The following is a 22,183-nucleotide window of genomic DNA, read 5'->3' as shown; positions in this document are numbered from 1 at the left end:
GGCTGTGGCTCGACTTCGAAGCTACAGCCTACACATCAACCTGCCTGTGCCCGAAGAACTTTATGGACCTCGGATACCATCCACCTCACGCCCTCCTCAACCGTCCCTTCATTCCGACACAACGCCCACCCATGCCCCACACCCACCCGCTCAAACGCCTCTGTACAAGCCACCTGTTCCTCCAGCCTGAACATCACCGTACTGCTCAACCCACGCCGCCGTGCCGCTGCCCTCGCCCAGGATATTTGCGCAGTGGTGACAACCCCCACATGCAGATCCGGCACTTGCACCTGTCGGTCAAGGTTCAGCGCAAGAATGTCTTTAAACGGTATCAACCGCCGAAACGCGGCATCGGACGGGTACCAGCGGTCCATCAAGATGATGCTGTCGGGTGGCTGCGCAGCCAGTACGTGTCGGGTGATCCAGCTGCGGCTGTCGGCAAAGCGTTCACACACCTCAAGCTCCAGATCCCGGCTGGGGTCTCTGGCGAATTTGTTAACCAGAGCCATCGTTTGCGCTCGATAGGGATCGCTTTTGCGCTCGCACAGGCGGACGACCTTTTTGTTGTCGGCCCTCAATGCTGTCGTAACAGCCTCCAACAGCGTGGTTTTGCCGGTGCCCTTGGGCCCATCCAACGAAACAAACAGCGCCCGAGTCATACGAGCGCTGCGTTATCGTTCAGGTTGTGCGGTTCCATGAGGTCTCGGAGTTTGGGCAAGTTGGCCTCCATTATGGGGAACCTTATTGCCCAATGCGAGGCGGGACTGGACCGAAGCGCCCTCCCTGCGTCAACCGTTCAGCATTCGGCTTTCCGGCATGCCAGCCTCGTACGTCAACGCCCATGGTGCGATCAACCGCTGCGGGGTCTGGCAGGTTTTGCGTTTGAACACGAAGTTGCGGCACTTTTCGGCAAACTGCTGGCGGTTTTGCACCATGTCCAACTGCATCTGTGCCAGCTCATGCTCGCGACAGCGTTCAATTTGCTGAATATCCAACATGGCTTTACGCGCGCGTGCGTCCCGGTATTGAGGATTGGTCAGCGCGCTTTGGGCCTGTTGAGAGAGCCACAGATCAAAGGTGTGTGGGCAGCGCGGGCCGATGTCCTGAACCATTGCGTATTCCAGAGCCTGGACGGCGCTGATGGGCAGGCATTCTTCGGTCAGCTTGTGCGCGACTTCACTGCCGACGGCCCTTGGCAGGCTATAAGTCCAGTATTCGGAGCCATAGAGGCCCATGGTTTTGTAATGCGGGTTGAGCACTATGCCCTCACGGGCCAAAACAATATCGGCGGCCAGCGCCAGCATCACGCCGCCTGCGCCCGCGCTGCCGGTCAGGCCGCTGATTACCAGTTGCCTGGCGGTTAGCAGTTCCTGGCACACATCGTCGATGGCTTGAATATTGGCCCAGGCTTCCAGCCCCGGCACTTTGGCGGCCTGGATCACATTAAGGTGCACGCCATTGGAAAAACTGCCGCGCCCGCCTTTGATCAGCAACACTTGGGTGTCTCGCGCCTTGGCCCAGCGCAATGCAGCCACCAGTCGTTGGCATTGCTCGGTGCTCATGGCGCCGTTGTAGAACTCAAATGTCAGTTCGCCGACGTGATCGGTCTCCCGGTAGCGAATCGGTTGATAGGCCAGCGCATTGAAACGCTGTTGCGCGATCGAGCTGTCCAGCACCGGAACGCCAGCCATTTGTTCAGCCAGCACATGACGCGCCGGCAGCTTGAAGGTCTCCTGCCCTGGCTGGGCCTTGCGTTTGAGCGAGCCGATCCACAGGCTGTGATCCCCAGCCGCCACCAACACTGCGTCATCCTGGACCGCGAGAATGTCCCCTGGGGTGCCCTGGCGTGAATCCAGGTGCGCGTCGTACAGGTAATATTGCCCGCCCAGCAGGCTTGCCAACACACCGGGTTGGCCGTCGGCGGCGTCGATGCTGCGCTTGATAAAGGCTGCACAATCGAACCAACTGAAGGTTCGGTCAGCCTGGGTCATGTTCGGCTGCAATCGCCCGATAACGTCGGGTTGGGTGTAATCGAGGGGCACAGGGACAAAGCCCGTGGCGAATTTTTCCACCACATCGCGGATGCAGACAATCGCCGCGTCACTTACCTGGCCATTGTACAGCTCGGATTTGCGCACATCGGCGGGCATGTAGAATTCGCAGGTCGACCAGATCGGCCCAGCGTCCATTTCCTCCACCGCCTGCAAGGCCGTGACGCCCCAGCGATTAACCTGCCGGGTGATGGCCCAGTCCAACGCGCTGGCGCCACGGTCACCGACGATGCCTGGGTGGACGATCACCACCGGCCGCTGCGGGTGGTTCCATAGCTGCTCGGGTACCCGGTCCTTGAGAAATGGACAGATCACCAGATCGGCCCCCGACGCCTCGACCTGGCGGCACACGGTAATTTCATCGGTGAACACCACAACGCTGGGATCGTGACCCGCCTGGCGCAAATCCAGCCAGGCCCGCTGGGTCAAACCGTTGAATGCCGAGGATAACAACAGGATCTTCAGTGATCGCATGGCTGACTCTTCCTTGAGATTGGGCGACCAGAGGTGCTCCTTGAGCCGTCCCTGGCCTTTGATGGAAGCCCAAGGTTATAGAGCGCGGCAGCCGCGCCACCTGATCCGGATCAATTTTGTATGAGCAATGCCCAGATCCGCACGCTTGAATACGACGCAGACACTCTTTAGCCAAAAGTAGCCCAGGTATTGCTCAAGCAGCGTTTCGCAGAGCTCAAGGATGCGCAGTTGAGCGACATTCAGGTGCAAAGTGCTTCCAGAATAAACGCGGTGCCTATGGGTTTCTCGCGAGCAAGCTCGCGCCTACAAAATCCTTGACTGACTGGCTAAGCACATAAGGTTGACAGCACCGTCCAAACTTCAACAATCTGCACCTCTCCCTGCCCTGCCCCGAGGCTGTCCTTGGACTATTTCAGTGCCCTCACCGCCTTCGTCGAAGCCGCCGAAGGCAATAACTTCTCCCGCGCCGCCGAGCGGTTGGGGATCAAGGCGTCCACGGTTTCACGCTACGTAAAGGACCTTGAGCAGGACCTGGGTATCGCGCTGTTCAATCGCTCCACACGCACCCTGCACCTGACCGAAGGCGGCCAAACCTTCCTGATGCACGCGCGCAGGGTGCTGGATGAACTGGAACATGCCAAAGCGGCGACGTCTGCGTTAAACGAGCAGCCCCGGGGCGTGTTGAAGCTCAACCTGCCACCGGCCTTCGCCCGCCATCACATCCTTGCGGCCTTGAAGGACTTTGGCGCGCGCTACCCGCAAATCAGCCTGGAACTGGTGCTGGACAACGCGCAGGTCAACTTGATTCATGCAGGCGTTGATCTAGCCATTCGCATTGGCGCGCTGGCCGATTCAACGCTCAAGGCGCGCAAACTCTGCGACGGCCATTACCGCGTGGTGGTGAGCCCGGCTTTTGCCGGGCAGCACGGTGCACCAACAACCCCAACCGACCTCACCGGTGTGCCCGCGGTGCTGGGTACCTCTCCTGCGGGCGCTATCAGCTTTGTCTGCGGGGACCAGGTCGCACCGCTGCTGCATAACGGCGGCATTCGGATAAATGACCTCGACGCCCAACTGATCGCCGCACGCCAAGGGTTGGGCTTTGCCCTGTTACCGGATTGGCTGGTCGCCCAGAGCATCCAGGCCGGCGAGCTGCTCGTGTGGCTGCCGCAATGGCGAATACGCGATGTCGAGCGCGACTTCGCCGTGTGGTTTGTCTACCCGCCCAAGCGCATCGTGTCGTCCAAGGTCAGGTGTTTTATCGACTTTATCGTTGAGCGACTGGGCCAGACGCCTGAGTGGACATGACTCAACTGAAGCGAATATCCAGGGAGCGCAGATAGGTTTGCAGCCCTGCGTCCTGAATCGGAATCAGGAACGCCTCGGTGTCCGATTCGTTGAAGTGCGCGTGCCAATAGCCCGGAGGCGTGACAAATGCCAGGCCAGGCGACCAGTCCACCCGCTGCGGATTGCGGATCTGACCATCCGCGTCCAGCTCGGTGCCCACCAGCGAGTAACACCCCGACGGGCAATCAATGATGAAATCCAGCGCAATCGACTGGTGCCGGTGAGGTTTTTGTACCGAGCCTGCCGGCAGGATGCCGTACATCGCCCACAGCACATGGGTCACGGTGCGCGTCTGGGGGAAGTTGCGGTTGCCCAGCAAAATGCTGATGCGGCTGCGGTCTTGCGCCCGGGGATCGTCGGCCGCTTCGCGCAACTTGGCGTTAGCCAACGCTGCGGGGTAGAGCGTCGGCGCGAAGCGGTCTACGCTACGTGTCACTCCCAGGTAGCGCAGCAAGGGTTCATCGTGCACGTAGTAAAGACGCGCATCCTGGCTGGCACTGAAGTGCACCGCCTGCAAGCCTGGCAAGGCAATAAAACAGCCTTTTGACCATTGAATCTCATGCTCGCCCTGAACCAGCCTGCCCTCCCCGGCGATCACATAGAACACCTGGGAGGTCGCATTGGGTTGCAAGGTCAGCGTGTCGCCACGGTTAAGACGCATGAAGTTCGCGCACAGCCCGGGACCTGTCGCGGGGCCTTCGCAGCCCAAGGCCTCGCTGAGGTCCAGCGGGACCACGCGTGAAGGGCCACTGTCGTATAACGAGGCGGGAAAGCTGTGGTAGGGAATGCGCGCAATCAGGTTGGCACTGATGGGGTTGGCCGCCTTGCTGTACTCGAAGTACTCGGCGTCCACCTGGTTTATATCCGCCAGCGCGGGGTTGAATTCACGGTTCATCAGGCTCACCTCAGTCGTTGGCTGGAGCCCGCAGCGCTTTTAAGCGCTGCAGTGCGTGAATCAACTATAGGCAGTGTGCGCTGGCGGATTAATCCCTGCACCTGCACAGCAGTTATGCGAAACGGGGCCGTTAACGCAACTCAAACCAGGTGGTTTTCAACTGCGTGTACTTATCAAACGAATGCAGCGACAGATCACGCCCAAAGCCGGACTGCTTGCCCCCGCCAAAGGGCACCGTGACATCCAGCGCGTCGATTGTATTGACCGACACAGTGCCGGCATTCAGGGCGCGAGCCACGCGGTGCGCGCGGTTCAGGTCGTCACTCCACACCGATGCCGCCAGGCCGTAGATACTCGCGTTGGCCTGCTGCACGGCCTGTTCTTCGGTGTCGAAGGCGCTCACCGCCAGCACGGGGCCAAACACTTCATCGCGGCAAAGGCTCATACCCGGGGTGACGTCGCCAAAGATCGTCGGCTGGATGAAGTTTGATGAACCGTTGAGGGTCATCTGCTCGCCCCCCACCAACAGCGTGGCGCCGTCGGTGCGCGCCTGGCTGATGGCTTGCATGATGCGTGCGGTTTGCCCGCTGTCGACGATTGCACCGGCAGCGCTGCGCGGGTCCAGGGGATTGCCGGGTATCCATGCCCGGGACTTGGCGACCAGGCGCTCGACGAACTCATCGTGAATGGAGCGTTGCACATACAGGCGCGAGTTGGCCGAGCACACTTCGCCCTGGTTAAAGAAAATCCCGAACGCCGCCTTTTCGGCCGCCAGGTCCAGGTCCTGACAGTCTGCAAACACCAGGTTCGGGCTTTTGCCGCCACACTCCAGCCAGACCTGCTTGAGGTTGGACTGGGCGGCGTACTGCATGAAGTATTTGCCCACCTGGGTGGAGCCGGTAAACACCAGGCAATCCACGTCCGAGTGCAACCCCAGGGCCTTGCCGGCGCTCTCGCCCATGCCAGGCACCACGTTCAGTACACCCGGCGGAATCCCCGCTTCAAGGGCCAATTCCGCCAGGCGCAGTGCAGAGAACGGTGACTGCTCAGCGGGCTTGAGCACCACACTGTTGCCCGCCGCCAAAGCAGGCGCCAGTTTCCAGGCGGCCATGTCCAGCGGGAAGTTCCATGGCACCACTGCCGCAATCACCCCCAACGCTTCGCGGGTGATGGTCGCCAAGGCGTTGTGGGCGGTCGGCGCGACCTGGTCGTAGATTTTGTCCAAGGCTTCGCCGTACCAGGCGAACACATGAGCGGCACCGGGTACGTCGACGTTATAGGCGTCCATCACCGGCTTGCCCATGTTCAGGGAGTCCAGCAGCGCCAGTTCTTCACGGTGGGTCATCAACAGCTCGGAGAGTTTAAGCAGGATTTTCTTGCGCTCGCCTGGTGGCATTCGCCGCCAGGGCCCCTGGTCAAACGCACGGCGCGCGGACCGCACCGCAAGCTCAACTTCTGCGTCACCGCAAGCGGCGACCTGCGCAAGCCGTTGCTGGGTCGCCGGGTTGATGGTGTCGAACGTGACACCGGACCGTGCACTCACAGGTTGGCCGTCGATCAGGGCGGTGTTGATGAAGGTTTGGCGGGCAGCGCGTTGCTGCCAGTATTCGAGGTTGAACATGCTGTATTCCTGAAGGGGGATGGATAGGTAAACATCTGGTCAGCCTTAAGGCTTTTGTAGGCGCGAGCTTGCTCGCGAAAACCCCATAGGCGCCGCGTTCACTCAAGAAAAACCCGTTATCGTTGACGTTTTTCGCGAGCAAGCTCGCGCCTACAAATGAACCGAGGGGTTGATGTTTATTCAGCCATTTGCAGGTCCGGCATACGTACCCGGAAGCCACGTGTGACGCAGAACAAACACAGCAGCCCCAGGCCCATCCAGCACAAGCCGATGGTGAATGACATGCCCGACAGGCTCGTCCACAGCCACAGCGTGCTGAGAAACCCCAGGCCCGGTAGAACGGCGTAAAGCAGGTAGTTGCGGGTGCCGCGCAGTTTCTGGTCGCCCAGGTAATGCTTGATCACTGCCAGGTTGACCGCCGAAAACGCAAACAGCGCGCCGAAGCTGATCATGTTGGCCACGGTGTCCAGCGTGATAAACAGAGCGATCAGCGAGAACAGGCTGACCAGCATGATCGCGTTGGCCGGCACGCGTTTCTTCGTTACCAGCTTGCCGAACACCCTGGGCAGCGCACCGTCGCGGCCCATTGCGAACAGCACGCGAGACACACTGGCCTGGGAGACCATCGCCGAGGCGAAACAGCCCGCTACATAGGTCGCGGTAAAGGCGCTGACCAACAGCTCACCGCCTACGCGGCGCATCACATCCACCGACGCCGAGTCAGGGTCGGCGAAGCTGCTCCATTGCGGGAATACCAACTGCGCGCAATAGGAAACCACCAGGAACAACAGCCCACCGATCAACGACACCGCCATGATTGCAATAGGGATGGTACGGCGCGGGTTGGGGGTTTCTTCGGCCATGGTCGACACCGCATCAAAGCCCAAAAACGACAAGCACAGCACCGCCGCGCCGGTCATGATCAGCGGTACGCTGAAGCCGTCATGGTGAAACGGCTTGAGCAACGACACCGGTTCGGCCTGCCCGCTCAGGTTGTGGATCGACAACGCCACAAACACCACGATGAACACCAGTTGCGCCACGATCAGCACCCAGTTGACTCGGGTGATCGACTCGATACCCACCAGGTTGAGCGCCGTCACCAGGGCAATGGAGCCCAGTACCCATACGGCAGTCGGCACGCCGGGAAAGTATTCGGACAGGTAGATGCCGATCAACAAATAGCTGAGCAGCGGCAGGAAGATGTAATCCAGCAGCAAGGTCCATCCGGCGATAAAACCGAAGCAGGCGCCAAACGCCTTGCGCGTGTAGGTATAGACCGAGCCCGAATAGGGATGCGCCTGGACCATGCAGCCATAGCTGTAGGCCGTGAGCAACATGGCCGCCAGCGTCAACAGGTAAGCGGTGGCCAGGTGGCCCTTGGTCATTTGCGTCACCAGCCCGTAGGTGGTGAACACCGCCAGCGGCACCATATACGCCAGTCCAAACAGCACCAGCCCGACCAGGCCCAGGGGTTGTCGAAAACGGCGCGATGAGGTTGATGGGGACGGCGTGTGGTGAGCGGGAGTATCGGCTGCGTTTGTTATTGTATTCATTGCTGACTCCTGGAAATGGGAATGCAGGGCGCCGCGGCGTTCGATCAGATCGACACCGTTAATGAGTCATCCATGGGGTTGGGTGGGCAGCCCAATGTTCGGTGCCCACCCGGTTCAATCCACCGACAAGCGAAGTCGCTCAGCCCTTCACAGCTTTCCCGCGATCCGTGCGGTGCGGTCTACCGCGATGCGGGTTTTGTCGACCAGTTCATCGAGCTCCGCGCGTGTGGCAACCAGGGCCGGTGCCATGATCATGCGGCCCAGGGTCGAGCGAATGATCACGCCTTCTTCAAAGCCAAAGGTGCGGCACTGCCACGCCAGGTCGTTCTCATTGGCGAAGCGTTTGCGAGTGTCCTTGTCCTCGGCGAACTGCAAGGCCGCGAGCATTCCGGCACCCTGGATCTCGCCAACCAGCGGGTGATTGGCGAAGGTTTCGCGCAAAAGCTTGTGCAAATACGGCCCGGTGTCTTCCTTCACTTGGCGCACGATGCCTTCATCGCGCAGCGCCTTGAGATTGGCCAGCGCCACTGCCGCCGCGACCGGATGCCCGGAATACGTCAGGCCATGGGCGAAGACCCCGCCCTGCTCCACCAACGCCTCGGCCATGCGCTTGCTCAGCACCAGACCACCCATGGGCAGGTAGCCGGACGTCAGGCCCTTGGCGATCGACAGGGTGTCGGGTTCGAACCCAAAATACTGGTGAGCAAACCATTCGCCGGTGCGGCCAAAACCACCAATCACCTCATCTGCACACAGCAGCACATCGTACTGACGGCAGATCCGCTGGATATGCGGCCAATAGCTTTGCGGTGGAAAGATCATGCCGCCTGCGCCCTGGAAGGGTTCGGCGATAAAGCCTGCGACGTTTTCCGCGCCCAGTTCCAGGATCTTCTCTTCCAGTTGCAGCGCACAGCGCCGACCGAATTCGTCCGGGGTCAAATCCCCGCCCTGGGCGAACCAATACGGTTCATCAATATGCGCAACGTCCGGAATCAAGCCGCCCATCTCATGCATGAACTTCATGCCGCCCAGGGCTGACGCCGCCAGGGTCGAGCCGTGATAGCCGTTCCAGCGGCCGATCATGATTTTCTTCTGCGGCTTGCCGAGCACTTGCCAATAACGGCGCACGGTACGGATCAGCACCTCGTTGGCTTCGGAGCCGGAGTTGGTGTAGATCACGTGGCTGTAGTGAGCCGGCAAAAGGCTGAACAACAGCTCGGACAACTCGATCACCGCCGGGTGGGTGGTGTGAAAGAACATGTTGTAGTAGGCCAACTGGTCCATCTGCGCCGCGGCGGCAGCGGTCAGGTCCTTGCGCCCGTAACCGAGTTGTGTGCACCACAGGCCCGACATTCCGTCCAGATAACGCTTGCCTTCGCTGTCCCACAGGTACAGGCCCTCACCACGGACCATGACGCGGGGACCTTCGGCATTCAGCGCCTTTTGATCCACAAAGGCATGGATATGGTGAGCCGCATCAGACTGCTGATAGTCCTGGGTCCGGCGCTTGGGTTCGAAGGGTAAGTTCATGGCTTTTTCTCTTGTTGTGGGTAGTCATGCCTGGGTGAGCGGCCCGGCTCAGCGGTTCTTGCTCATGTAGCTTTCAAGGGGGTCTTTGCTGAGCACGCCCTGGGCTTCGGCCAACGAATCGATAAACAACGAAAACAGTTCCGATTGCGTACCGATATCGAGCTTGCTGTAGATGTGTTTACGGTGGGACTTGATGGTGTCCTCGGAAACCCCGAGGCGCTCGGCCAGTGAGCGCGTGGAGTGGCCCCGCAGGATCAACTGGGCGATCCGGCATTCGCGCTCGGTCAACAGCGACGAGCCGAAGTTATTGAGTGCCGAATGAATACGCTGCTCCAGCAAGCTCTCAAACCGTGCGCCCTGCGCATCCAGGCCGACAAAGTGCTTGCCCAGCACCGCCAGCACCCACGGCGTGATGCGCTTGAATTGTTGCGTGGTGGTGGCATCGAGCTTTTGCGTGAAGGCCAGCGACACCGCCAGGCTCAGGCCATTGCCTGCCTGATGGATGTAATTGAGCTCATCTTCCAGGTGCGAATGCCGGTAGAACGACTGGTAATACTCACTGTGTTCGAAGTGATCGGGGGCTACATCGGCGAGGTCGTAGCAGCCGGACGCGGCGCCCTCCACGCAGGCACCGTAGAACGGATCAAGCAGATAGAAACCCGACAGGTACTGGCGCACGTTGCCTTGCGGCAGCCATGGCCCGTCCAGCTCGAACAATGCGCTGGGCATCCCGTCGCGGGGGTACAAGTACAGGGTCGTGGCCTGAATCGGCCAGATACACCCAAGGGCCTCAAACAGTGCGGCGGCAAAGCCGGCATTGCCGATGTTCGCGGTGACGCGGGCCATCTGCTCGAACCATTGGGCTGAAGAAAACCGGTCATTTTCCACTTCGAAGACTCGCCGTCAGAATGCTGGGGTGCGGCGCCACGTCACTGGCGCCCGGGACTGAAGTGATAGTCCCACAGCCGCCAAGTCATCGAAATCACCCGTTAGGGTGACGGGTTGTGCCTGTCGGGCTATCGAGGCAGCTCGACCCGCGCCACCAGGCCTGGGCCAGGCAGACGGTTGCTGAGCGTCAGTTCGCCGCCCTGCTCGCGCACAATGGCGCGCGCCGCTGAAAGCCCGAGCCCTACGCCACCGGTATTACGATTGCGCGAGGTTTCCAGACGAAAGAAGGGGTCGAATACGCGCTCAAGGTCGGCCTCGGGAATCCCCGGCCCCTGATCACGGACCTCGATATAGACTCGCTGATCGTCGCCACTCAGGGCGATGCCAGGGTGGCGCGCATATTTGCCGGCGTTCTCCAACAGGTTAACGATCACCCGCTTAAGTCCCAGTGGCCGCCCTTGATAAACCAGGTGGGCCGGGCCGCTGAAATCAACCGCAAGATGCTGGTCGCGATAGTCGTCAATAATGGTTTGCAGCAGCTCCGACAGATCAAACACGGTGCTTTGCTCCAGCACGGTATCATCGCGAAAGAACGCCAGCGCGGCGTTGATCATCGACTGCATTTCTTCGACATCGCGAATCAGTTTGTGCTGATGGTCCAGATCCTCCATGAACTCGCAACGCAGGCGCATGCGCGTCAGGGGCGCGCGTAAATCGTGGGAAATGGCCGCGAGCATATGGGTGCGTTCGCCGATGAAATGCTGGATCTGCGCTTGCATGGTGTTGAAGGCGATGATGGCCTGGCGTATTTCGTCGGGGCCCTCGCTGTCGATAGGCGGAGCACGCAGATCCCCCCCAAAACGCCGGGCGGCACTGGCGAAACGCTGCAACGGCCTGGCCAATTGCCGAGTCGCGAACCAGGCCACCAACAAGGTCGCGATCAACCCCAGGGTAATGATCACCGCGATTCGCGTAGGTGCGCTCAGCCCCCACGTGCGTTCAGGCGGAATGAATGACAACCAGCTGCCGTCGAGCAACTGCACGAGCGCCACATAGTGCGCGTCGGGGCTGCCACGCGGCCAATCGTCCGGGCTGAACACCTGAATTTGTCGCCCCGTGCCAAACAGCGCTTGTATCCCTGGGACTTCGCCCGCTTGCAGCGCCGTGTTGCCGTCGGGAAGGCCGAAATCCGCTGTGTCGTTATGCCAGGCCACATGCAGCCGGGCATCGCTGGCCGCTGTCGCCAGTTGCGGGCGCAACGTTGCAGGGGCGGCTTCGATGACTTTGGTGGTCGCGGCCATCTGCTCCAGTAACCCGGTGCGATCAATAGGCGGGCGCGCCCAGACCCCGGCCACCTGGACGAACAAGGCATTGAGCGCCAGCGAAGCGAGCATCGCGGCGAGAATGGTCAGGGCGATACGCCGGTTCAGGGTGTCGCGACGCAACAGGCGGCGGATCATGAGCGGGTGACCAGGGAGGTGAACAAATAGCCGCCATTGCGTACCGTGCGGATCAAGTCCGGGCGTTTGCAATCGGGCTCAATCTTGCGCCGCAACCGGCTGACCTGCACGTCGATGCTGCGGTCGAAGGCATCGTGGCCCTGGCCGTGGGTGAGGTCGATCAATTGGTCGCGGGTGAGGATACGCTGAGGGTGTTCGAGAAACACCACCAGCAAGTCGAATTCACCACCGGACAGCGGAATCATTACGCCTTCGGGGGAGCGCAGCTCGCGGCAGGTAATATCCAGATGCCAACCGGCGAAGGCAATGACGGGTCGGGAGTGCTCGCTGGCCGCGCCGATGGGCTGCCCCGCGCGCCGTTGCACCGCACGCAGGCGGGCCAGCAATTCGCGGGGGGCGAATGGTTTGGTCAGATAGTCGTCGGCGCCCAGCTCCAGGCCGACGATGCGATCACTGAGTTCGCCCATGGCGGTGAGCATGATGATGGGAATGCCCATCTGCGCCCGGACTTTCTGGCACAGGCTGAGGCCGCCTTCACCGGGCAGCATGAGGTCCAGGATGATGGTGTCCGGGCGCTGCCGGGCGATGGCCGCCCACATGGCTTCACCGTCGGCAGCCACGTCGACTTCATAGGCGTGCTGCACGAAGAACTTCTTCAGCAATGCCAGAATCTCTCCGTCGTCGTCAACGATCAGCAGTCTGCTCACGTTCCCAGGCCCCCCGGCAAAAAAGGAAGACATCTAAAACCATTCCGGCGCCAGGGTCATTTATTTCAATCGAGCAACATTCCTTCGCCACCGACACAACCCGGACATCTTCGGGAAAACCCACTCGGGCATCCTGCACGCCTTCCATTCAAGGAGACATTCATGAAGCTTTCAAGCAGCAGGTATACCGAGCAGGCACAGGACACCGGGCGGCCCTTGGTGCTGAGTCAGCGCACATCGTCCCCCGCACAGGACAGTCCCATGCTGTTTCAGGAATCCTGCCTGGGCCTGACGGCGGACCAGGACCGTATCGTGCTGCGCCGCTACTTCGAACATTACAGCCCCGACGCCGGACGCTGGGTCGAGTACGCCCACTCCATTTCCACCGCTGAGCTGGTCCACTGGATCATGACCCATGGCCAGTTGCACGTTGAATGCTCCCAGGACACTGCGAACGAACAGGTAGCCCATTGATCACTCGTAAATGCTCACTGCCGTTACTCATAGCGGCCACTCTGAGCCTGGCGGCCTGCAGCAGCAACCACATCGAGCCCGAAAACGCGGGTTTTCTTCACGATTACAGCCTGCTTAAAGAACACCAAAGCCCTTCGGGCCAGACCGTCCTGAGTTGGGTCAGCCCAGCCTTGAAGCGTGGCCGATACAAGCAGGTGTACCTGGCACCCAGCCAGTTTTTCCCGGCTGTTGAACCCAGCGCCCAGATACCGCAAAGCACCCTCGCCCACGTCACCGGGTATTACGACCTGGTGCTGAGGTCGGAGCTCGGCAAACACGTATACCTGGCCGCAAAGCCCGGGCCCGACACACTCACGATACGCCCCGCCATTACCCGGATCGCCACCACCCCCCAAGGCTTGCGCCTATATGAATGGCTGCCGGTCACTCTGGTCGCAGCAGGCGTGAGCACCGCCGCTGGAGTCCGTGATCAGGACAGCGAAATCGCCACGCAGTTGTCCCTGGAAGATGGCTCGACCGGTGATGTCGTGGCTGCCATCGTGAGCAACGGCACCGGCATTCCCCTGGACAACAACAAGCAAGTGATGACCGCAGACAACGTAAAAGAAGTGCTCGACGGCTGGGCTCGCGACCTGGGCCAGTCATACGGCAGCATCGCTCGTTAGCAAGCCCCCCGGCTCAAACGTCATAATCCCCTGGCTGTCTGCGTGGTAATCTTGCGGCACCACGAATAGACATTGATCGTCACTTGACGATGACCAAAGCCAGGAAAGAACATGCCCAAGATTTCTCACTCAGCGCTACGCCGTAACTTCCGTGACCTGCTGGCAACGCCGATCTGCGTTGAAACCGCTTCCGTATTCGACCCCATGTCTGCCCGCATCGCGGCAGACCTGGGGTTTGAAGTCGGGATCCTGGGCGGTTCAGTCGCCTCCCTGCAGGTGCTGGCGGCCCCCGATTTTGCGTTGATTACCCTGAGTGAGTTCGTTGAGCAAGCCACCCGCATTGGCCGTGTCGCCCAGTTGCCCTTCATCGCCGACGCCGACCACGGCTACGGTAATGCGCTGAACGTGATGCGTACCGTCGAAGAGCTGGAACGCGCCGGTGTCGCCGCGCTGACCATCGAAGACACTCTGCTGCCGGCGCAATTCGGGCGCAAGTCCACCGATCTGATTTCGGTGGAAGAAGGCATCGGCAAGGTCAAGGCGGCCATTGAGGCGCGCGTCGACCCTGCATTGTCGATCATTGCCCGTACCAACGCCGGCGTGTTGCCCACCGCCGACGTTATCGCCCGCACCAAAGCCTACGAAAAGGCCGGCGCCGATGGCATCTGCATGGTCGGCGTCAAAGACTTCGAGCACCTGGAGCAAATCGCCGAGAACCTCAGCGTGCCGTTGATGCTGGTGACCTACGGCAACCCGCAACTGCATGACAGCGAGCGCCTGGCCAGCCTGGGCGTGCGCATCGTCGTCGCCGGGCATGGCGCTTATTTCGCCGCGATCAAGGCCACCTACGACAGCCTGCGTGCGCAACGCCAGCTGACCCAGAGCACGTCCAATCTCAGCGCCACGGAGCTGACCCACACCTACACATTGCCGGAGAGCTATGTGGCGTGGGCTGAAGAGTTCATGGACGTTAAAGAGTAGCTTCAATGACGCCCCGTAGCGCGGGGCGCAGCGTTTGCCACTGCTGTAAATTTCGCGGACCATGGGCGCCTTTCTGTTCCAGCCAACAAGAGGTGCCCATGGCCAACCACGACCTGTGCTACACCCCCGACCCGGATGCCGACTCCATTTCCTCCGATGTGATCGGTTTCAACGGCATTCTGGTCTCAACCCAAATCCCCACCCGCGCCGACGGCAGCCTGGAGCTGGGCGATATCACCCTGCAAAGCGAATGCACCCTGCAAGCGCTGAAAGTCGCACTGGAAAAAGCCGGCAGTTCCATGGACCGGGTGATGCACCTGACCATTTACCTCACCGATATGGCCGACCGTGCCGCGTTCAACGAAGTCTACAAGCGCTTTTTCGCCAAGCCATGGCCGGTACGGGCTGCGGTGGGTGTTGCCGCGTTGGCGGTGGACGGAATGCGCGTTGAAGTGACGGCGATGGCTGCCAAGGCCTGATATCTCAGGGCGCTATAGCAACTGTGGGAGGGGGCTTGCCCCCGATGAGCATAGGTATCTACACACTTTTTGTAGCCACTGCCGCCGGTAACCACGATGCGAAGCGAGCCGCTCTTGCTCTTGCTCTTGCTCTGCTTTTGATCTTGATCTCAGGCGCCCCGTCAAACCACGCTGGCCGGAATTCGACAGGGATTTGGGGGGTAAACCGGCAGGGATGCCGGTTTAGCCGCCCCGCGCCATGGATGGCGCGTGGCGGCGGCCCCCCAAATCACTGGCGGATTACGGGCACACCGAGCCTAAGCGAGGTGCCGAGTGGTGGGGCAAGAGCGTTTTGCTTACTTTTGCGCTTTTTTCAAAAGTGAGCCGCCGTAAGGGCGGAACCAATAGCAGCCGTGACCCAAATAACGGATATGTACTCGATCAAAGTCCAACAACCTGGTTGGCTATCAGGCCGCCATCGGGGGCAAGCCCCCTCCCACAGTTCCGGCGTCGCACCAAAAAATTGTGTAGATACCTATGCCCCGATGAGGGTCTTCAACAAATACATCTGTGCTGACCCACCGCCATCAGGGGCAAGCCCCCTCCCACATTTGGATGGGCCCAGCTCAGTCAGACTGAGCTGGGCCCGATAGCCCTGTGGTAGATGCTGTTCAGGCATTTCACAGCTACAATGCGCGCCTCGACCGTGACAAGCCTGACTAAAAAAACTATGTCCTTGCCCAAGCATCACCTTGAATTGCTCAGCCCTGCCCGCGATGTTGCCATTGCGCGCGAGGCCATTTTGCATGGCGCCGACGCCATCTACATCGGCGGCCCAAGCTTCGGCGCCCGTCACAATGCCTGTAACGAGGTGAGCGATATCGCGCAGCTGGTGGAATTCGCCCGCCGATACCATGCCCGCGTGTTCACCACCATCAACACCATTTTGCATGACAACGAGCTGGAGCCGGCGCGCAAGCTGATCCACCAGCTGTATGACGCCGGTGTAGACGCATTGATCGTGCAAGACCTGGGCGTGATGGAGCTGGATATTCCGCCCATCGAGCTACACGCCAGCACCCAGACCGACATCCGCACCCTGGGCCGGGCCAAGTTTCTCGACCAGGCCGGTTTCTCGCAGTTGGTATTGGCCCGTGAGCTGAACCTGCAGGAAATCCGCGCGATCGCCGACGAGACCGATGCCGCCATTGAATTCTTTATCCACGGCGCCCTGTGCGTGGCGTTTTCCGGGCAGTGCAACATCTCCCACGCGCAGAATGGCCGCAGCGCCAACCGTGGCGATTGCTCCCAGGCCTGCCGCCTGCCGTACACCTTGAAAGACGACCAGGGCCGCGTCGTGGCCTTTGAAAAGCACCTGCTGTCGATGAAAGACAACAACCAGAGCGCCAACCTGCGCGCGCTGGTCGAAGCCGGCGTGCGTTCGTTCAAGATCGAAGGCCGCTACAAGGACATGGGCTATGTGAAGAACATCACCGCCTATTACCGCCAGCGCCTTGACGAAATCCTTGAAGACCGTCCGGACCTGGCTCGCGCGTCCAGCGGGCGTACCGCGCATTTCTTCGTGCCGGACCCGGAAAAAACCTTCCACCGCGGCAGCACCGACTACTTCGTCAGCGATCGCAAGATCGACATCGGCGCGTTCGATACTCCGACGTTCACCGGCCTGCCGGTGGGCATGGTAGAAAAAGCCGGCAAGCGCGACTTGCAGGTGGTCACCCATGAGCCGCTGTCCAACGGCGATGGCCTGAATGTGCTGGTCAAGCGTGAAGTGGTGGGCTTTCGCGCCAACATCGCCGAGCCCAAGGGCGAGTTCGAGGAAGACGGCCAGAAGCGCTACCGCTACCGCGTCGAGCCGAATGAAATGCCGGCCGGCCTGCATCAGTTGCGCCCCAATCATCCATTGAACCGTAACCTGGACCACAACTGGCAACAGGCGCTGCTCAAGACCTCCGCCGAACGCCGTATCGGCCTGGCGTGGGTGGCGCGTCTGCGTGAAGAGCAGTTGCACGTTACCGCCACCAGCGAAGAAGGCATCAGCGCCAGTGTCACCCTGTCCGGCCCGTTTGGCGTAGCCAACAAGCCGGAACAGGCACTGGGCACCCTGCGCGATCTACTCGGCCAGCTCGGTACCACCGAGTACCATGCCACCCGCATCGAGCTGGACGCGCCCCAGGCGTTCTTCATCCCCAACTCGCAGCTCAAGGCGTTGCGCCGTGAAGTAATCGAAGCGCTGACTGCCGCACGCATCAAGGCCCACCCTCGGGGTGGACGCAAGGCCGAGACCACCCCGCCTCCGGTGTACCCGGATGCGCACCTGTCGTTCCTGGCCAACGTCTATAACCAAAAGGCCCGCGACTTCTACCACCGTCACGGCGTGAAGCTGATCGACGCGGCCTTCGAAGCCCACGAAGAAACCGGCGAAGTGCCGGTGATGATCACCAAGCACTGCCTGCGGTTCTCGTTCAACCTGTGCCCCAAACAGGCCAAGGGTGTGACCGGGGTGAAGACCAAGGTTGCACCGATGCAATTGATCCACGGTGACGAAGTGCTGACCTTGAAGTTCGACTGCAAACCCTGCGAAATGCATGTGGTGGGCAAGATCAAGGGGCATATTCTTGGGTTGCCGCAGCCGGGCAGTGCTGTAGAGCATTTCAACCCGGAAAACCTCATCTATCAGGGCACACACTGACCCTCATCTGTAGGAGCGAGCTTGCTCGCGAAAAACCAGAGAGCGCCGCGTTTTAACCAGAAGCGCTGCGTTATCGTTAGCCTTCCTCGCGAGCAAGCTCGCGCCTACCGAGGTTGCGGGGCCACCACCAGCCCCGCTGCAACCCTGCCGCTGCCAGCAGAATCGCCGCCACTCCCAACCATTGCAGCCACCCCAGGCGATGCCCAAAGGCCATCCAGTCCACCAGGATCGCCGCAATCGGGTAGATGAACGACAACGCGCCGGTCATCGCCGTGGGCAGCTTCTGGATGGCCCCGTACAGCAATACATACATCAAACCGGTATGCACCACGCCCAATGTCGCCAGTGCCGCCCAGGCAGTGGTCGACACAGGCAAACTGTGCCACGGCACCAGGGGTGCCAACAGCACGGCGCCGGTTGTCACCTGGATCAACGCCATCAGGTGCGGCGGTATGTCCTTCAGGCGCTTGATGATCAGTGCCGCCACCGCGTACAAAAATGCCGCGCCCAGGGCCAGGGCGATGCCGGCAAGATAATTCCCGCCACCCGACTGCTCGCCATGGGCGGTGACAATCGCCAACATGCCCAGGAACGCCACAGTCAGCCATGCCATTTTTTGCAGCGTGATCTTCTCACCGAGAAACACCGCCGCCAGCATCACCAGTATGAACGGCTGCACGTTGTACACCGCCGTGCTGATCGCAATGGACGCGCGGGAATAGGACTCGAACAGCAGCAGCCAGTTACCAACGATCGCCACGCCGCTGAGCACTGCCAGTCCGAGTTTGGCCCAGTTGAGCAGATCCAGGCGCAAATAACCCAGCAAGGCGCACACCAGCAACAGCGTCAGCGCCCCGATCACGCAGCGCCAGAACACCACCTCGATCACCGACACGCCCGACACCAGCACAAACCAGCCAATGGTGCCGGAGATCAGCATGGCGGCGATCATTTCCCAGGTCCCGCGACGGATTGATGTATCCATGATTGATGCTCCTCAAATGAGCCTCAATTATGGCAATCTGCTCGACACGGCTACAGCGACTAAAAAAGGCAAAAATCAATAATCACCTTTTGTTATTAGGCAAACATCATGATCGACACCATCGACCAACAACTGATCGCCGCCTTGATGGACGACTCGCGCCTGTCCCTCAAGGCTTTGGCGGGTATCACGGGCCTGTCTTCGCCCAGCGTCAGCGAACGCCTGCGGCGCCTCGAAGAGCGCGGCGTGCTGACCCACTACACCGTCGATATCGACCCCAAACACTTCGGTTACCTGCTGCAAGCCATCGTGCGCATCCGTCCCCTGCCCGGCAAATTGCAGGAAGTGGAGCGCCAGATCCAGGCGATCCCCGAGTTCACAGAGTGCGACAAGGTCACCGGGGACGACTGCTTTATCGCACGCCTGCACGTGCGCACCATGGAGCATCTCGACACGCTGTTGGACCGGCTTAATTCCTATGCCGAAACCAACACCGCTATCGTCAAGAAAACCCCGGTGAAACGGCGTTTGCCGCCGTTGGCTGACTAAATGAGTTGTTCAGGTACTCATGCCCAGTGCAAGGCCCGCTCACTGGTCAGCTTTTCCACAAACGCCACAATACGCCGACAGGCTTGCGCCAGGCGATCCTCGCCCAAGGTAAAGGACAGCCGAACGAACCCCTGGGCCGGCTCGCCGAAGGCTGCCGCGTCCAGCACCGACACGCCCGCTTCACGAAACAGGCGCCAGGCAAAATCCAGGGACCCCAGGCCCGTATCACGCACATCCACCAGCACAAACATGCCGGCTTGCGGCGCCTGCACCCGAATGCCTGGGCAGGCGCTCAAGGCGGTCACCACCAGGTCGCGTCGACGTCGGTAGGTCTCACGCATGCCCTCAGCGACTTCCTCATGGGCCAACACCGCCGCCGTCGCCGCCTCCATCACAAAGCCGGGCAGGCCGTACATCATGCTCAACAGCAGAGTTTCGGCGTGCTGCACCATCTGTGGTGCAGCGATGAGCCAGCCAATACGCCAGCCAGTCATGGCATGGGACTTGGACAAGCTGCCGATCACAACGCAGCGCTGCGCCATACCCGGCAACGCCGCAAGGCTAAGGTATTGCCCCTCGAACACCAGGCTTTCGTAAACCTCATCTACCACTACCCAGAGGTCATGGGCGATGGCCAGGTCGGCAATCGCTTGCAGCTCTTGCCGGTTGAGCACCACCCCAGTGGGGTTGTTCGGGTTGGAAAAGAATATCGCCCGGGTGCGCGGCGTGATCGCAGCGGCCAACAATGGCGGATCCAGGCGAAAGCCGGATTCCGCACTGCAGGGCACCCGCACCAGGGTGGCTCCGCTGGCCTTGAGCGTGGCTTCGTACGTGACGTACATCGGGTCGAGCACCAGCACTTCGTCGCCGGCCTGCAACAGGCACAGCGAGCTGATAAACAGTGCGTTCTGCGCACCGGGCACGATGATGACATTGTCAGCGGCCAAGGGGCGTGCAAGGGTCTGGCTGTAACGGGCCGCGATCGCCTCGCGCAAGGCCGGGCGACCGGCGATTTCGGTGTAGTGGGAATCCCCCGCATGCAAGGCATTAACGGCGGCGTCAGTGATAAAGGACGGCGTGGCGAAATCCGGGTCGCCGACGCTGAGGATGATGACATCTTCGCCCTGGCTGGCAGCGTCGAACGCAGCGTGGTGGATGTCCCAGGCGGCAACGCCCTGCCCTGCAATGTGTTCAACGAAGGGGGAAAACCTCATGCCAGAGCCTCTGATTAAAGAAGAAAGACGCACATCCATGGATACGCGCGCGGGCAACAAACGCTCAACTTAGTGCATAGCAAACCGTCGTTCAATGGGTAAACAGGGCCTTGTCCCCCTGGCAGGCAATCACATTGAACCCCCTTCCGGTCGCCGTTCTCAAACCTGCATAGACCACGGCCCTGGAACACGCACAATGACTTTCATTCTATGGTTGGCCGTATTGGGCGCCGTATTGCTCACCCTCGCCCTCACCTCCTCCTACCTGCGCTGGATGCCGGTGACCACCTCGGCGGTTTGCCTGTTGCTGGGGATCGCCATTGGCCCGCTGGGCGTGGACCTGTTGCACCTGGACCTCAAGGGTTCGGCGCGCTGGATGGAGCACCTGACGGAAGTGGCAGTGCTGTTTTCGCTGTTCGTCAGCGGCTTGAAACTGCGCCTGCCGCTCAAGCATCGTACCTGGCGCATCGCCTTTGCTATGGCCGAGCCCGTGATGCTGCTGACCATCCTCGGCACCTGCCTGTTGCTGCACTACCTGTTTGATTTAGCGTGGGGCGTGTCGCTGCTGGTGGGGGCGATGCTGGCGCCCACCGACCCGGTGCTCGCTGGCCTGGTGCAGGTCAACAACGCCCAAGACTATGACGCGTTGCGATTCGGGCTGTCTGGCGAAGCAGGGTTGAACGACGGCACCGCGTTTCCCTTTGTGATTTTCGGCCTGTTGTTCATGCAGCATGGCGGTTTCGACGGCCATTGGTTAGGCGGCTGGGTGCTGAAAAACCTGCTGTGGGCGGTACCGGCCGGGCTATTGATTGGTTACTGGATGGGCCGCGGCATTGGCCGTGTCACCCTGCACCTGCGTTTGATCAATGCCGATAGCACCCTGTCACCGAATGACTACCTTACCCTCGCGTTGATTGCCCTGGCGTATGTGACGGCAGAAGCGGTGGGCGGCTACGGTTTCCTGTCGGTGTTCGCAGCGGGCCTGGGGTTGCGCCAGGCCGAGGTCAAGTCCACCGGCTATGCGCAAACGCCGGCCGAGCACCTCGCCCAGCCGGTGGTGGGCCACCTTGAGATTGAGCCCGAGCAGGCGCTGCACGGCGACGTCAGCCAGTTGAAGGACACCCAGATTGCCGCCGGCGTAATGATGGGCGACATGCTGGCGTTCGGCAGCCTGGTGGAACGCTCCATGGAGGTGTTCCTGGTCAGCGTCCTGGGTATCGTGCTGGTCAGCCACTGGGATTGGCGCGCGGTGCCCGTGGCGGCGCTGCTGTTCTGTGTGGTTCGCCCGCTCAGCGTATTTGCAATGCCTTGGGGCAGCCTGCTGGATCGGCGGCAACGCAGCCTGGTCAGTTGGTTCGGTATTCGCGGGATCGGCAGCATCTACTACCTGTTCTATGCGCTCAACCATGGATTGATCGGCACCAGCAGCGCGGTGGCGGTGAACCTGACCCTCTCGGTGATCGCGCTGAGCGTGATGGTGCATGGCCTCAGCACCCAGCCCTTGCTGGCGTGGTACGAACGACGCGCCGCGCACAAAAAATGAATCCTGCGCCGCGCTTGGCGTGACGGATAACCGCGTACCGGGCCAGAAGGTTTCAGTGGATCAAGGACAGTAAGA

Annotated in this window: 18 protein-coding genes and 1 pseudogene; 8 read left to right on the top strand and 11 right to left on the bottom strand. The window is 60.8% G+C overall.

Features of this window, described 5'->3' with window-relative positions:
- Window positions 1-35: 35 nt before the first annotated feature.
- Both JFT63_RS11425 and JFT63_RS11420 read right to left on the bottom strand, forming a co-directional pair.
- The gene (locus JFT63_RS11425; protein WP_198843969.1) at window positions 36-659 is read right to left on the bottom strand and encodes a dTMP kinase; all 624 of its coding nucleotides are present in this window, start codon (window positions 657-659) and stop codon (window positions 36-38) included.
- 129 nt (window positions 660-788) lie between these two features.
- Entirely contained in the window at window positions 789-2,525 is a 1,737-nt protein-coding gene (locus JFT63_RS11420) for a hydrogenase maturation protein (protein WP_198843968.1), read from the bottom strand.
- A 402-nt stretch (window positions 2,526-2,927) separates the two neighbouring features.
- Here JFT63_RS11420 and JFT63_RS11415 point away from each other — a divergent pair, with 402 nt between their 5' ends.
- Window positions 2,928-3,833: a LysR family transcriptional regulator gene (locus JFT63_RS11415; RefSeq protein ID WP_057703028.1), complete on the top strand. Its 906-nt coding sequence runs from the start codon at window positions 2,928-2,930 to the stop codon at window positions 3,831-3,833.
- A 1-nt stretch (window position 3,834) separates the two neighbouring features.
- Here the strand turns inward: JFT63_RS11415 and JFT63_RS11410 are convergent, their stop codons facing one another.
- The 7 genes from JFT63_RS11410 to JFT63_RS11380 form a co-directional block, all read right to left on the bottom strand.
- Window positions 3,835-4,767: a cupin gene (locus JFT63_RS11410; protein ID WP_057703027.1), complete on the bottom strand. Its 933-nt coding sequence runs from the start codon at window positions 4,765-4,767 to the stop codon at window positions 3,835-3,837.
- A gap of 130 nt (window positions 4,768-4,897) precedes the next feature.
- Window positions 4,898-6,388 carry an aldehyde dehydrogenase gene (locus JFT63_RS11405; RefSeq protein ID WP_057703026.1) on the bottom strand — a complete coding sequence of 497 codons (1,491 nt, stop codon included), beginning with the start codon at window positions 6,386-6,388 and terminating at the stop codon, window positions 4,898-4,900.
- A gap of 176 nt (window positions 6,389-6,564) precedes the next feature.
- On the bottom strand, window positions 6,565-7,944 hold the full coding sequence (locus JFT63_RS11400; protein WP_186562723.1) for an APC family permease: 1,380 nt from the start codon (window positions 7,942-7,944) through the stop codon (window positions 6,565-6,567).
- Window positions 7,945-8,091: 147 nt separating this feature from the next.
- Window positions 8,092-9,474, bottom strand: a complete 1,383-nt coding sequence (locus tag JFT63_RS11395; protein WP_198843967.1) for an aspartate aminotransferase family protein — start codon at window positions 9,472-9,474, stop codon at window positions 8,092-8,094.
- Window positions 9,475-9,522: 48 nt separating this feature from the next.
- Entirely contained in the window at window positions 9,523-10,320 is a 798-nt protein-coding gene (locus JFT63_RS11390) for a helix-turn-helix transcriptional regulator (RefSeq protein ID WP_057703023.1), read from the bottom strand.
- 170 nt (window positions 10,321-10,490) lie between these two features.
- A complete protein-coding gene (locus tag JFT63_RS11385; protein ID WP_057703022.1) occupies window positions 10,491-11,822 on the bottom strand; it encodes an ATP-binding protein in 1,332 nt (443 codons plus the stop codon).
- Window positions 11,819-12,562, bottom strand: coding sequence for a response regulator (locus tag JFT63_RS11380; RefSeq protein ID WP_198843966.1), 744 nt, complete (start codon window positions 12,560-12,562; stop codon window positions 11,819-11,821). Before JFT63_RS11380 ends, JFT63_RS11385 begins: the two co-directional genes overlap by 4 nt.
- A 129-nt stretch (window positions 12,563-12,691) precedes the next feature.
- Between JFT63_RS11380 and JFT63_RS11375 the strand changes: the two genes are divergently transcribed.
- From JFT63_RS11375 to JFT63_RS11355, 5 genes are all read left to right on the top strand, one after another.
- Window positions 12,692-13,003, top strand: a complete 312-nt coding sequence (locus tag JFT63_RS11375; protein WP_057703020.1) for a hypothetical protein — start codon at window positions 12,692-12,694, stop codon at window positions 13,001-13,003.
- Window positions 13,003-13,668: a DUF3313 domain-containing protein gene (locus tag JFT63_RS11370; protein WP_198844057.1), complete on the top strand. Its 666-nt coding sequence runs from the start codon at window positions 13,003-13,005 to the stop codon at window positions 13,666-13,668. Before JFT63_RS11375 ends, JFT63_RS11370 begins: the two co-directional genes overlap by 1 nt.
- A gap of 111 nt (window positions 13,669-13,779) precedes the next feature.
- Complete coding sequence (locus tag JFT63_RS11365; RefSeq protein WP_057703019.1) at window positions 13,780-14,649, top strand: isocitrate lyase/PEP mutase family protein; 870 nt, start codon at window positions 13,780-13,782, stop codon at window positions 14,647-14,649.
- A 98-nt stretch (window positions 14,650-14,747) separates the two neighbouring features.
- On the top strand, window positions 14,748-15,128 hold the full coding sequence (locus JFT63_RS11360; RefSeq protein ID WP_057703018.1) for a RidA family protein: 381 nt from the start codon (window positions 14,748-14,750) through the stop codon (window positions 15,126-15,128).
- 709 nt (window positions 15,129-15,837) lie between these two features.
- On the top strand, window positions 15,838-17,817 hold the full coding sequence (locus JFT63_RS11355) for a peptidase U32 family protein (protein ID WP_198843965.1): 1,980 nt from the start codon (window positions 15,838-15,840) through the stop codon (window positions 17,815-17,817).
- Window positions 17,818-17,893: 76 nt separating this feature from the next.
- Here JFT63_RS11355 and JFT63_RS11350 read toward each other — a convergent pair whose 3' ends face one another.
- Window positions 17,894-18,802, bottom strand: coding sequence for a DMT family transporter (locus JFT63_RS11350; RefSeq protein ID WP_198843964.1), 909 nt, complete (start codon window positions 18,800-18,802; stop codon window positions 17,894-17,896).
- Between the two features lie 108 nt (window positions 18,803-18,910).
- Here JFT63_RS11350 and JFT63_RS11345 point away from each other — a divergent pair, with 108 nt between their 5' ends.
- A complete protein-coding gene (locus JFT63_RS11345; protein ID WP_057703016.1) occupies window positions 18,911-19,351 on the top strand; it encodes an Lrp/AsnC family transcriptional regulator in 441 nt (146 codons plus the stop codon).
- A 38-nt stretch (window positions 19,352-19,389) separates the two neighbouring features.
- Here the strand turns inward: JFT63_RS11345 and JFT63_RS11340 are convergent.
- A pseudogene (locus JFT63_RS11340) lies at window positions 19,390-20,565 on the bottom strand (pyridoxal phosphate-dependent aminotransferase); the annotation flags it as partial.
- A 196-nt stretch (window positions 20,566-20,761) separates the two neighbouring features.
- Between JFT63_RS11340 and JFT63_RS11335 the strand changes: the two are divergent.
- Window positions 20,762-22,108, top strand: coding sequence for a cation:proton antiporter (locus JFT63_RS11335; RefSeq protein WP_198843962.1), 1,347 nt, complete (start codon window positions 20,762-20,764; stop codon window positions 22,106-22,108).
- Window positions 22,109-22,183: the final 75 nt, after the last annotated feature.

It is taken from the genome of Pseudomonas sp. MF7453 (assembly GCF_016405455.1).
GTDB lineage: Bacteria > Pseudomonadota > Gammaproteobacteria > Pseudomonadales > Pseudomonadaceae > Aquipseudomonas > Aquipseudomonas paralactis.
Note: the sequence above shows the minus strand (reverse complement) of the source record. Positions and strands in the feature narration are given on the sequence as shown.

Bases quoted from the DNA above. Each gene is read 5' to 3' on its own strand.
- JFT63_RS11425 (WP_198843969.1), bottom strand. From the start codon at position 659: ATGACTCGGGCGCTGTTTGTTTCGTTGGATGGGCCCAAGGGCACCGGC.
- JFT63_RS11420 (WP_198843968.1), bottom strand. From the start codon at position 2,525: ATGCGATCACTGAAGATCCTGTTGTTATCCTCGGCATTCAACGGTTTG.
- JFT63_RS11410 (WP_057703027.1), bottom strand. From the start codon at position 4,767: ATGAACCGTGAATTCAACCCCGCGCTGGCGGATATAAACCAGGTGGAC.
- JFT63_RS11405 (WP_057703026.1), bottom strand. From the start codon at position 6,388: ATGTTCAACCTCGAATACTGGCAGCAACGCGCTGCCCGCCAAACCTTC.
- JFT63_RS11400 (WP_186562723.1), bottom strand. From the start codon at position 7,944: ATGAATACAATAACAAACGCAGCCGATACTCCCGCTCACCACACGCCG.
- JFT63_RS11395 (WP_198843967.1), bottom strand. From the start codon at position 9,474: ATGAACTTACCCTTCGAACCCAAGCGCCGGACCCAGGACTATCAGCAG.
- JFT63_RS11390 (WP_057703023.1), bottom strand. From the start codon at position 10,320: ATGGCCCGCGTCACCGCGAACATCGGCAATGCCGGCTTTGCCGCCGCA.
- JFT63_RS11385 (WP_057703022.1), bottom strand. From the start codon at position 11,822: ATGATCCGCCGCCTGTTGCGTCGCGACACCCTGAACCGGCGTATCGCC.
- JFT63_RS11380 (WP_198843966.1), bottom strand. From the start codon at position 12,562: ATGTCTTCCTTTTTTGCCGGGGGGCCTGGGAACGTGAGCAGACTGCTG.
- JFT63_RS11375 (WP_057703020.1), top strand. From the start codon at position 12,692: ATGAAGCTTTCAAGCAGCAGGTATACCGAGCAGGCACAGGACACCGGG.
- JFT63_RS11365 (WP_057703019.1), top strand. From the start codon at position 13,780: ATGCCCAAGATTTCTCACTCAGCGCTACGCCGTAACTTCCGTGACCTG.
- JFT63_RS11360 (WP_057703018.1), top strand. From the start codon at position 14,748: ATGGCCAACCACGACCTGTGCTACACCCCCGACCCGGATGCCGACTCC.
- JFT63_RS11355 (WP_198843965.1), top strand. From the start codon at position 15,838: ATGTCCTTGCCCAAGCATCACCTTGAATTGCTCAGCCCTGCCCGCGAT.
- JFT63_RS11350 (WP_198843964.1), bottom strand. From the start codon at position 18,802: ATGGATACATCAATCCGTCGCGGGACCTGGGAAATGATCGCCGCCATG.
- JFT63_RS11345 (WP_057703016.1), top strand. From the start codon at position 18,911: ATGATCGACACCATCGACCAACAACTGATCGCCGCCTTGATGGACGAC.
- JFT63_RS11335 (WP_198843962.1), top strand. From the start codon at position 20,762: ATGACTTTCATTCTATGGTTGGCCGTATTGGGCGCCGTATTGCTCACC.